Annotated in this window: 8 protein-coding genes; 2 read left to right on the top strand and 6 right to left on the bottom strand. The window is 41.0% G+C overall.

Annotation, left to right across the window (positions count from 1 at the left end):
- Positions 1–337: 337 nt before the first annotated feature.
- From B5Y40_RS26665 to B5Y40_RS26680, 4 genes are all read right to left on the bottom strand, one after another.
- The gene (locus B5Y40_RS26665) at positions 338–2260 is read right to left on the bottom strand and encodes a T9SS type A sorting domain-containing protein (protein WP_079689900.1); all 1923 of its coding nucleotides are present in this window, start codon (positions 2258–2260) and stop codon (positions 338–340) included.
- Positions 2261–2375: 115 nt separating this feature from the next.
- Positions 2376–3545, bottom strand: a complete 1170-nt coding sequence (locus tag B5Y40_RS26670; RefSeq protein ID WP_079689901.1) for a glycan-binding surface protein — start codon at positions 3543–3545, stop codon at positions 2376–2378.
- Positions 3546–3577: 32 nt separating this feature from the next.
- Entirely contained in the window at positions 3578–5257 is a 1680-nt protein-coding gene (locus B5Y40_RS26675) for a RagB/SusD family nutrient uptake outer membrane protein (RefSeq protein WP_245840814.1), read from the bottom strand.
- An 18-nt stretch (positions 5258–5275) separates the two neighbouring features.
- Positions 5276–8410, bottom strand: coding sequence for a SusC/RagA family TonB-linked outer membrane protein (locus B5Y40_RS26680; protein ID WP_079689902.1), 3135 nt, complete (start codon positions 8408–8410; stop codon positions 5276–5278).
- A gap of 1238 nt (positions 8411–9648) precedes the next feature.
- Between B5Y40_RS26680 and B5Y40_RS26685 the strand changes: the two genes are divergently transcribed.
- A complete protein-coding gene (locus B5Y40_RS26685; protein WP_245840816.1) occupies positions 9649–10161 on the top strand; it encodes a GNAT family N-acetyltransferase in 513 nt (170 codons plus the stop codon).
- A 27-nt stretch (positions 10162–10188) separates the two neighbouring features.
- Here B5Y40_RS26685 and B5Y40_RS26690 read toward each other — a convergent pair whose 3' ends face one another.
- Positions 10189–10677, bottom strand: a complete 489-nt coding sequence (locus B5Y40_RS26690; RefSeq protein WP_159453821.1) for a 4'-phosphopantetheinyl transferase family protein — start codon at positions 10675–10677, stop codon at positions 10189–10191.
- 412 nt (positions 10678–11089) lie between these two features.
- On the opposite strand from B5Y40_RS26690, the gene B5Y40_RS26695 reads away from it, so the two are divergent.
- Positions 11090–11512, top strand: a complete 423-nt coding sequence (locus tag B5Y40_RS26695) for a hypothetical protein (RefSeq protein WP_079689904.1) — start codon at positions 11090–11092, stop codon at positions 11510–11512.
- 67 nt (positions 11513–11579) lie between these two features.
- On the opposite strand, the gene B5Y40_RS26700 is transcribed toward B5Y40_RS26695, so the two are convergent.
- Complete coding sequence (locus B5Y40_RS26700; RefSeq protein ID WP_079689905.1) at positions 11580–12017, bottom strand: lipocalin-like domain-containing protein; 438 nt, start codon at positions 12015–12017, stop codon at positions 11580–11582.
- Between the last annotated feature and the right edge of the window lie 12 nt (positions 12018–12029).

Here is a 12029-nt window from a genome sequence, read left to right on the forward strand (position 1 = left end):
TAACTACCACATCATTGGTGACTGGTGAATTTATCTTAATAAAAAGTATTTCTGAAAGAAAGATATAGCTGAATGTCGTCATCCAAAAAATAAGCGTTACGAAAAAAACACCTACCCAAAAAATTATCTATTTATTTCGCTACTCCTTCAGCTCTCAAATACAGAATTCCCGCATTATCCAGAGCACCCTTAGTTACTTACAGTTTCATTAAATCAAAATTCCATTTTTACTGTTTAGCAACTTTTTTTCAGAGAGTCTATTATCTTTAGTTGAGGTGAGTGCATACAGTATGTTAATAACATACTGTATGCACTCACCTCAAAAAATACTGATGAATTATTTCAGAACTATCCTGGTATACAAAGTATCCTTACCAATAAGCCGCACAAAGTAAAGCCCTGGAGAAAATTTTCCGGTGATCTCAAATGAAGTTTGTGATGGATCAATCGTGTCAGTCAGAATACTTTTGCCATTAACGTTCGTTATTTCAACCCTTGAAAAACCGGGAGATGGTAATTCTATAGTAAAAAAATTTGTGGCAGGGTTCGGAAATGCTTTCAAAGATCTGTTTGATTCAGATGCTATAGCCGTCACGTTGTCTCCACTTTCAACCAGTATATAACTAACGGATCGTGCCGGTGCTGTGATCTTTACTCCTGCGCCAATGAGCGCGCTCTTTGCTTTTACAGATTCTACATCAGAAGGGCCGCCAGAAGCTAATGTTGTACCCGCACCATTAACATATACCTTTCGGGAGAATTCACCATTGTCTGGTCCTCCGGTTAAAGTATATACATAATACCGACTGCCATAACCAAAATTCTGGAGATTAACAGCTACTGTTTGCTCCGAAGTACCTTTGTTAATAACAACGATACCGGATTGCCCCGATTCAAACTTGGAGGCATACGCTACCACATCACTACTTCCTGATACAGATGCGCTAACCATATCACTTCCAAAGTATTTCTGAAAATAATACATATAATAATAAACGGGCCTTGGGTTCCACCTTACTTTATTATCGGGTTCATCTCCCTGGCTGAACATACCATGATCATTGCCGTCTCCCCATGAATTTGCCAGGTCCCATCGACTGGCTTCACCATATTTATTCTTTATCAATTCCCCCAATACCAAGGCTGCGTGCATTCCATTTATATAGGACACTTGTTGTTTGGAGCCTTCCGCAAATATATTCCACTCGGTAAGTGCTATAGGTTTCTGTGTAACACCCGCTGTAATCATGGCATTGGTTACATATTGCATCATATCGTGTGTTACAGTGGATGCTGTAGCTAGTATCTCTGCTGCTGTAGAATTAGTCTGATACGGTGTATAGTAACTATGAATAATATAAAAATCAGGTGTGTTTACAGATTTCTGAAATACTCCGGCATTCCAGGTTTTGTCGGTTGCAGTGGCCCAACTGGCAGGCTCTTCCTGGAGTAGTTGTGCACCTATATATATAGTGGTTCCTGTTTCGGAAGCTGCTGCCCGCATTGAATCTGCAAAGACTTTAAAATGTTCACCGTATAGGCTCCCCGTTATAATCTGTGGCTGTCCATCTTTATTATCCGCTGTGTTAATGCGATAGCCTGCCTGCCAGGTTCCGTTGCTTTCATTACCGATTTCCCAAAACTTTGTTTTACCATTATCGTAACGAACCCATTCTGCTGCAAGATGTGCAGCTGCTGCAACAGGGTTAGCAGCCTTGCTATAGCGCGCGTATGAATAGTTTATGGTAATGATACCGGTACTGCCGGTCATGCTCAACATTTGATAATAATTATCCAGAGTCATTGTCCAATTAGCAGTATTGCCACCATACCAGTAAGGATCCGAAGTAGTTCCTACACCGTTCGCATCCAGTATTACTTCAGGAACATCTGCAGGAAGGTCAGTTTTATCCTTGGCATTCCAAAAGTAGAGGCTGCTGATGTTACCGCCTGGAAAACGAAGAAGATTAGGAGATAATGTTTTTATATGATTGATCAATGAAGGCTGATCTACCATTTGTGACATGTATATATTTGCGTTATTACCAAATATATACTTAGACACTGGTGCTATAATATCGGAATGGTTTACAATAACAGTGGCTGTGCTGCTTTTGGATGGTTTTTGAAGATCCTCGTAGGAAGAAGGATTCGTTATGGACTTGGGATCTGCGTCATTCAAAAAAAACCCTTGTGGATTTTGGGCGTATGTCAAGATACTCAGCATCAGCAGAAGTATAGTCAGGCGAATACTCTTCATGATATAGTATTTATTAAAAAATATTTTTTGAACTGATTGAATACTCTGGTAATTAAGAAGAGGCCGTCTTGTGAGACAAGCCTCTTCAGGAGTAAAAAAAACAGCTATTATTTAGTTATTTATCAACGATCCTTAAATTATCTAACGCTACATAGTGCGATGCAATCACTGTTGCATCCTCTGCACCGTTGCTGAAGTCTACACGCACATCACGGATCTTGGAGATATCACTTATTCTAACAATTGGGTCGGCCTGTGTATCGCCATTATACTTATAGAAATCAGAAAGTGGAATATAAAACGTTTTCCATCCTTCAGTTTTAAGACCCGTTGTACGATAGGTATCAGTGTCCCATGGCTTGAATTTATATTTGAAATGGTCGCCACCATCAATACCTATATCTATTACATAATATCCGGCCTTCCAGGATTCAACAACATTTACTTCCATTTTGAAATATTTATCTTCATGCGATGCTGCCGGAAGACCGAAATCAAAATAGCATGTTGAAATTACCCAGCTTCCGTTATAACCGGTTGCTGGAAGATCAGTTTGCTTAATGCGTGAGTAGCGGCCGGAAATCACAGGTAATTCCGAATTGTCGGGATCGATCCTTTCTGCATCGCCCCAGCAAACATCAGAGCCCCAACCCGTGGCAGGTATATCAAAGTTGATAAGTCTTCCGTCGGTTTCATGTGTACGGAAAGTAGACGTAGTCTCTCCTCCTGCTCCAACAACGGTCACGGTAGATGTTGTTACATCCTGCGGCATGACAAATGTTACTTCGCTATCTGTAAAACTTACTATCTCTGCTTCTGTTGACCCCACGAGCACCTTGGTAATCAGAAAGAAATAGCTACCCAATACTTTATTCTCTTCACCGGGTATACCAAACTCATTATACAAAGCGGTTATTTCAGGCGGTGGTAACACAACATTAAAATCTATGCTTACTTGTTCGCCACTAGCAGTTACCAATGTTATTTTATTGGTAACTTCTTTGGGCGCAGCATCAGGTACTGCAATGATAATGTTGTTATCGGTTACATATACCGGGCTTGGTATAACCGTTACGTCATTGAACATGACGGCACGTACCGATCCCAGGTTAGACCCTTGTATAGCAATGGTCTGATTGAATTCTGCACCTGTAATCGTGCTATCCTTTTCTATAACCCGGATGTTGGTCACCACGGGGGAAGCTACTTCGTTTTCTTCACACGAAAGCAGCACGGTTGCAGCAATGCACACCGTTACTATCACGTTGACTATATTTCTCTTCATGTTATTCGTTATTAAAAGGAATATTCATCCCGTTAGTTTGCCAGTTTACTGAAATCAAAATCTACTGCTGACTTTCTAAGTGAAGGTGCTTTCACCAACTCAGCATCCGGATACGGGAAGTAAAAATTATCCTCGGTAGCAGGGAAGAATCGTGTTATGTCCACACCATCGGCATCTTGTGTAGGATACGTAACAGTATATTGACGAGGATTATCTGTACCTGCAACATAGTCTATAGTATATGGACCTTTATCCTGCTTGCTGATGATATCCAGGGTTCCATCGGCACCATTCATATTGAAGTATGACAGGCGAACAAGTTCATGCCAGTATCTTCCTTCCATTGCCAGCTCGATGCGCTTCTCATTAAATATATCCATAAATGTAACCGTAGTGAGATCGGCCAGTCCGGCACGTGTACGAATAGCGTTCACATATTGCAATGCCTCCCCATCAGACGTTACTGAACTATTTCCCAAGATCGCTTCAGCATAGATCAGGTATACTTCTGCCAGGCGCATCATATAAGTATTAATATAGGCTGTCATGAACTGACCATTTCCACCATTGTCATCAGGGCCACCAATGATATACTTCTTGATGTTTGCCACATCATTTATAGTATAGGTTACGGATGCGTCTGAAAAGTATTCCAGTTCAGGGTAACGATCACCATTAAACATGAACGTTGGCTTTCTGCGAATGTCATCCTGGTTAGCCATATAGTATTTCACCAGGTCTGCTGACGCACCGTGTGCACGTCCCCAACCATCGCCTTGGTTACCGATCAGTTCCGGGCCAAATGCCATATAGGCTTGGAAGGTATTGTTCACACCCCATGGTTCGCGTATCGGAAGCCATAGTAATGCAAACAGCGTTTCATTATTTATACTCTGTGCATTGTTATTCGTGCTGAGGAACAGATCGCTATAATTCTGCAACAGTGTGAGTCCGCTATTCATGATCACATCCTTTGCATAATATTTAGCACTGTCGAGATCTGTCTGATTGCGTGAGCCTACACCGGCTCCTATACCTGCATGTGTCAGGAACGCGCGGGCCAGCATACCTTCTGCAGAATATTTTGTGAGTCGTCCGGGCTGTATTGGTGTAGTCGGAAGGTTTTTTGCAGCATACCGAAAATCTCGGATAGCGAATTCCCATATACTGGACACGGTGTTCTTACGAATCGTAGTGTCGCTCAGTATCGCAAGATTGTCATAAATGATCGGTACTTCTTTCCAGATGCTGGTCAGGTATGTATAGGCGAGCCCGCGCATGAAGCGTGCTTCTGCTATAGCATGATTTTTCACAGCAGGTGTAACGTTGGTGCCATAGCGGTTAACATTCTCGATCACCATGTTGCTTTGCGCAATAATCTTGTAGAATGAAGCATACGCGCTGAGCAACGGGCCGTCTGTTGCACTTACTGCGAACTTGTAATAATCATCGTAGTCGTTGGAGAGCATGTTACCGGCACGTGCATCACCAATACCAAACGATGTTTTATCGTTAAAATCAAACCACACAATGTTATACAAAGGCGCGGTGGCCATTATTACCTCTTCGTCTGTTTGATAGTATATACCATCCGTGAGTGTATCCATCGGAGGTCTTTCCAAAAAGCTATCGCTACATGCTGCTGTCAGTATGCTGAGGGGCAGTGCGAATGCTATATATTTCCAAAGTCTTGCCTGTTTCATGGTTTCCATAGATTATATATACAGGGATTAAAATTCAATTTGAAGACTGACATTATATTGTCGAGTAGTCGGATAGCGTCCATAGTCAACACCAACAAATCCGCGCCCCTGATTACCAGAGAAGAATGTACCTACTTCGGGATCGTATCCGGAATATTTAGTGAACGTGTGCAGATTCTGAACATTGGCGGCAATGCGTAAACCATTCAGATGAACTCTGGATACCAGTGCTCTCGGCAATCTGTAGGCGAGCTGCACGTTCTTGATCCGCATAAACGATCCATCCTCTACAAACCACTGTGATGGTCTCGAGTTTCCATTGGCATCGGTAGACGAAATGCGTTGTACGTTATGGCCGGGATTCAGAATCTGCGGATTATCGGCAGCATTATTACTGCTTACACGTGCATAATCGAATACAGAACTGAGTAATCCATTTCCTGTATTGCTACCATTGGGATTGCCGTTTCTGAATTTCACAAAGTTGAATATATCATTACCAGAAACACCTTGCAGGAATATCATCAGTTCAAAGTTCTTATAGGTAAACGTGTTGGTAAATCCGAAATTAAATTTAGGCCATGGGTTTCCTATGATGACACGATCATCCTGGTCTATAACACCATCGTTATTCTGATCTTTATACTTGATGTCGCCAACCCATGATCCGTTGTCGGCATTAATCTGGTTAGATGTTGTAGGAGTCTGACGCGCGTGTCCCTCAATATCAGATATACTCTGGAACAATCCTTCTGCCTCGTATCCATAGAACTGCCACGCAGGCTGACCAACTACTACACGGGAATCGAAGCCAGGCATGAACCACGCATCATTAACAAGTGGTGTGCCGCGGTACATCTCCGTTACTTTGTTATGATCCATCGAGAACACAAGTCCACTTTTCCAACCAAGAGCGCCTTCTGTATTAACCGTATTAAGTGTTATACCAAAGCCTCTGTTCTCAAGTGCTCCTATATTGGTATAAGGAAAAGATATATATCCCGGGGAATAATTCTGATTACCTCCGGTATAATATGGCAGGTTGTTTTGCGAAATGAGGTTGTCTGTATTCTTCAGATAGGCATCAGCAATCAACTCGATGCGATTGTTGAACATATGCAGATCAAAACCTACGTTAAAGCTTTTTGTGCTTTCCCACTTGAACTCCGGATTTGAAAAGTTACCCACCAGATATCCTGTTCCCCAGGCTGTAGGTATAGCAGACAATGCTCCATAGTACGTTGCTCCACCTGCTTGTTGATTTCCAGTAAGTCCGTACTCTACTCGTAATTTCAAGTCGTTAACAGAAGAGGATATACCAGACATGAACGATTCTTGCGATATACGCCATGCAGCAGAAACAGAAGGAAAATATCCCCAACGATTTTCCGGACCGAACGATGGCGAACCATCTGCACGCAGTGTAGCCTGTACGATATATTTCTCATTGAATACATAGTTCAATCTTCCGAAGTATGATTCCATGGCCCATGAACCCTTCGAACTGCTATTCGTTGCTGTCTTTGCATCTCCTCCTGGTAGTTCATGAACACTATTTGAAACAAATCCACTACGCGTACCGGTAAGACCTTCAAATGTTCCCTCTTGTGCTTCATGGCTCACCATAGCTGTTATAGCATGCTTGCCGATATTGAGGTTATACCGCAGCAACATGTTCCATAACCATCCTATGTTGTTGCTGGCAGTGCGTGTAGACGTAGCTGTTTCATTTTCAAAGCCACCAAAAACATAGCTGGGTTTGTAGATATAATTATTAGTGAACTGCGCATTGCCATTTAGCTCTGTTCTAAACACAAGTCCTTTCACGATATTTATATCAGCATATATACCTCCTATCGCTTGTATTCTTCGAAACTTATTTTCGTTGATCAACGCGAGAGCTACCGGGTTTGTTTGGCGGAATTGTGTTTGACTAGGGCCGCCCCATGTACCATCTATATTCTTCAACGGTACTGCTGGCGACTGACTTATCGCTATATTGATAAGATCATCATTGGTTACCGTGAGGTCCTCATTGGTAATGCTGGTGTTGAAGTTCGTACCTATCTTCAGCCATTTCCGGGTCTGGTTATCGAGGTTCATGCGTATACCATACCGTTTGAAAGCAGAACCAACCGCTACACCATCCTGATTGAAATATTCACCGGAAAGATAGAAGGTAGTCTTATCTGTACCTCCGCTCATCGAGAGCTGGTGCTTCATCATGGCTGCGCGCTGAAATAACTCTTTCTGCCAGTTTGTTCCTTCACCCAATAGAGAAGGATCAGAGAATTCATCCGGCACCGTGTAATTTGCCAATACAGATTTTATATCGTTCTGATATTCGGCATACTCACGAAGGTTCATAGTAGGAAGAAACTTCGGTATATCCTGTAAGGTATAAAAAGTGTTATAGCTGAATTTTGTTTCTCCTGGTTTACCACGTTTCGTTGTGATCACAATTACACCATTGGATGCACGCGAGCCATATACCGAAGTGGCGGATGGTCCTTGCAGAATGTTGAGAGACTCTATATCATCGGGGTTAATACCCGACAAAGGGTTTGATGTTGTTCCGTTCGACCCCATGATCTGCACACCGTCAATAACGTACATGGGTTCGGTATTACCATTGATCGAATTTATACCACGTATCTTCACAGACAACGGTGCCCCTGGCTGTCCACTGTTAGCTGATACATAAACATTCGCAGCTCTTCCTTGTATAGCTTGCTCCAATGTTGTATTAACAGTCTTTTGTATATCAGAAGCCGTGAGTGAAACTTGTGAACTCGATAAATCGGTCCTTTTCATTTCACCGTATCCGACTACTACAATTTCCTGAAGTGTCTCAACATCCTCCTCTAACGCTACACTAAGGTTTGTTTGATTTCCTACTGGTTGTTCCACGGATCTATACCCAATGAAAGACATTACCAATACATCTTCAGCTCCTGCTTCAATAGTGAAGTTACCATTGGTATCAGAAGTTGTTCCAATTGTAGTTCCCTTCACTAGAACGTTAACTCCAGGCATTCCCTCGCCTGCTATATCCGTGATCCTTCCTGTTACTATCTGCTTCTGCGCATACACGCCCGTTGCAAATGCTAACAGAAACAGTATCACGGAGACTCGTAATAGTTTCCTGTAAAGTTTTGTCATAGGTTAATTTTGGTTTAGCGGTTACTTTGTTTTTGCTTTTATCTCTAGTCCTTTCGGAGTCGATTCTGTTTTAAAAGGAAGTTGGGTTGAGGTCTTTCACTTGGCGCGAACTGAGAAGGATTGATTTTGAGGGACGTCCCTGTTTTGTAAGATGGCTGCATCGCTTTCCTTCAAATCCAAATGGAGAAGGACAAGTATTCGCCTGAAGTGACAAAATAATATTCGATGGCTGCATTTTTCCCGCTAGATTGTTCTACACCGCAATCGTAATCCGACATAAAATTATCGTAAACGATTGCAATAAAGGTAAGCGATTCAACACCTAAGCTGAGGTATGGATTTGTTTAGGAGTATGGGTGCAAACGTTAACAGGAGGGGCTAAAATGTATCAGAAGTACGTATTATTTGTTAACAACCCTCCAAAATATTCAAAATTCACGGGGTGGATCTAGTCCCTCTTAGTGGAATAAAATGGTGTTCCGAGTACACCAAAATGTACCGAAAAGACCTTTAACGGAAGGATGTTTAATGATGAATTAAAGGGAGATAATCATCAAAGCGTAATGGCCAGTGATATAGAAATAGCGATTATCAGGTAGATGACCACTTCCAGAGCAAGCATCCATCTCGATTTCTTCTTAAGGTTGTCCATTAGCAACGATTGTTTGGGGTAATCAAATGTACAGTCATCACCGCCTTTACAACGTCATGAAATCGTTATGAATTAGGTGGGATTTGTTATCTGCTTCATTATTTCAAGAAATAAATGAAGAATTGGTCATCAACCTATATCCAAGCGAAGTCATGCAATAATTATAAGTATATATGATTAAGAGGATATTTAAGATACCAATCGTTGATTATAAAACTTTGCTCAAAGAAAAAACTAACCCTTATAAACACTAGCAGTAACACACCAGAACTATAAATAGTGAAGTCTACTATCTTCGAGTATGTGCTATATATGTTAAGGAGTGCCAAAGGAATTGCGGGAATGTTTGATAATTCTCATTAAATGATAGATGCTCCAGCGTTGAAGTAGCCTCTTTATTAACCTAAAATCAATTCTAACTGTATAACTGCAACGGACACTCTGGTTAAAACTGCTGGAAAAAGTTAGAAATTGGTGAGAGCCATACATACTATATTCAACAGGTATGTCCGAATATCAAAAATATGCGAAGAGAATTTTCTTATTGTCCTATCTTTCACAATCAATACATTAACATTAAAATCAGTTGAATACATCATCCGTTATAGCTGAAACAAATAATTTGGTTATCCGAAAGCTCAATGCCGAGGATGACATGTTTATCCTTAAACTGCTGAATACACCACAGTGGCTGCAGTATATTGGAGATAGAGGTGTAAGGAACGCAGACGATGCCCGAAAGTATATTCTTAACGGCCCCGTAACCAGCTATACACGTTTTGGGTTTGGTCTTTACCTCGTGGTCTTAAAAAATAAAAATACCCCTATCGGTATTTGTGGCTTGTTGAAGAGGGAGACGCTGCAAGATGTAGATCTGGGCTTTGCACTTTTACCCGAGTTCGTGGGAAAGGGATATGCCTACGAGTCTGCTTCAGCAGTTTTGCAATATGGTCGCACCGTTTTAGGGTTGAAGCGTATTGTAGCGATTACAACGCCATCGAACAGCAATTCTAAAAGTCTCCTTACCCGCCTTGGGTTTGCCTTTGAGGAAAATGTAAAGCAGAATAATGAAGAGCTTATGCTGTTCGCAAGCAACTGATCTCGCTGCGCACTATACGATTAGAGTCTATACTATAAAATTTTCTACTCTCAAATCGTAATCATCAGAAGGTGTACATATATAACAGATATATTCCGGAATTTCTATTTCTCTGAAAAAACCGGTCATTGATGTGTTTTCAATTCTCCCAACATTATTATGTATAGCTACCTGGTTCAGCGGAATTTGCAATCCAAAGCCGTAAGCCTTCAATAAACTTTCCTTTTTTGTCCAGAAATCAAAAAATGTTTTTTCAGGGTCATTTGCCGATGTAATTATACCCCAATCAGTAGAAGAGAATAATTCGCTATACTCCCTCCATTCGAAACTTCTGATTTTTTCAACGTCTACTCCTATAGCGCGCTGGTTCGAAAATACCGCTACAACTTTATCCTCTGAATGAGAAACGTTAAAGTCTACAGCAGCAGAAAGTTGCAATTTACCATAAGGGCCGCGATGTAAAGTTTGTAGTATATCTTCACCAAGATTTGCTTCGATCAATAAGCGTTGTAACATTAAACGTCCGATAATACTTGGAAACTTTTTATCCAAAAAGTGGTAGTCATCATCACCCAAAAAATGTATATTTAATTTATTGCTGGCAGATTCCAAGTTCGTTGTTCTTGCTACCTCCGATACCGTCGAAATCAAAACTCTGACCATGCAATGTCGCTTATATGTAATAAATATACTTGATCTCTAAAAACTTGTCGCGCCTATAAAGGTAATGGTTTGCATAGTGCCGTAAAATTGTAGTATAGCATTACCGTTGTTTTTTCGGATTGAAATGAATTTGCATAAAACACGAACTGAAAAAAAGTTGATTTTTATTTTATCAGTGTAACATTTTCAATGTTTAAGGTTAATATATATTCTTAGAATACCCCAAATTGTAAAGACATTCAACACTATTAAAGTTTTAAAAATTATGAAAAAGGAATTTAAAAGACCTAACGGTAAAGAAATTTACGTCACTATTACTTTCGAAAAGGCAAACGATCTGGTCTATGTTGACTGGAATGGTTTCCTTACCGTAGATCAGGTAAAAGCAGGTTCTGAAGAATTGCTGAAGATCATTAAAGAAGTTAAATGCAATAAAGTTCTGGTAGATAACCGTAAAGTTTCAGGTCCATGGCAGGCAGCGAACGAGTGGTATCAAACGGATTGGAATCCACGTGCTGCGAAAGAAGGACTCTCTGATATGGCAGTAATTATGTCAGACAACATTTTCACACAGCTCTCGTTGCAAGGTTTTACAAAAGCTACGAAAGGCGCGTATACCGTGGCCATTTTTAACTCTGAGCCTGACGCAAGAAAGTGGTTGAAGGAACAGGTTGCTGTAGCAAAATAGATTTTAAATTCAACTATATACATCTCTGAAATCCTGCCGGAAGGCAATGAATTTCAGAGATGTTTTTTTATGCTCTCTTCCAGGTAACGTTGAATAGAATTTTCTTTCCCTGTGCATGTATAGGAGGCGTGCTCAGCGTGAGATATTCTCCTTCAATCTTGCCATATCTGATTTCATCGTGGCCAACCCAATTGGGGAACAAGCTTCCTTCCACTTCATGAATTAACTCCCCCGGAGTCCGCTCGTAATATTTACCCCAATACGCAGCGTAACTAAGATATGCATCTTTAATTTCTTCGGCAGTGCCGCCTGTTAAGGATTCGGAAACGAAATTGCCACGTCCGCTCTTCATTAATTGGGCATTCATATATCCACTGGCATCATAAGTTAAAATGCCAACAGGGTTCTCACCAAAAAAATCAACAGGCTCGTTGTCGCCATCCAGGTATTTCCACGATATAAGTTTCCAGGTTCCTATAATTTTTTCTTTTACGGATTCTTTCATTTAATATTCTTT

The sequence above is a fragment of the Ohtaekwangia koreensis genome, from assembly GCF_900167975.1.
Classification (GTDB): domain Bacteria; phylum Bacteroidota; class Bacteroidia; order Cytophagales; family Cyclobacteriaceae; genus Ohtaekwangia; species Ohtaekwangia koreensis.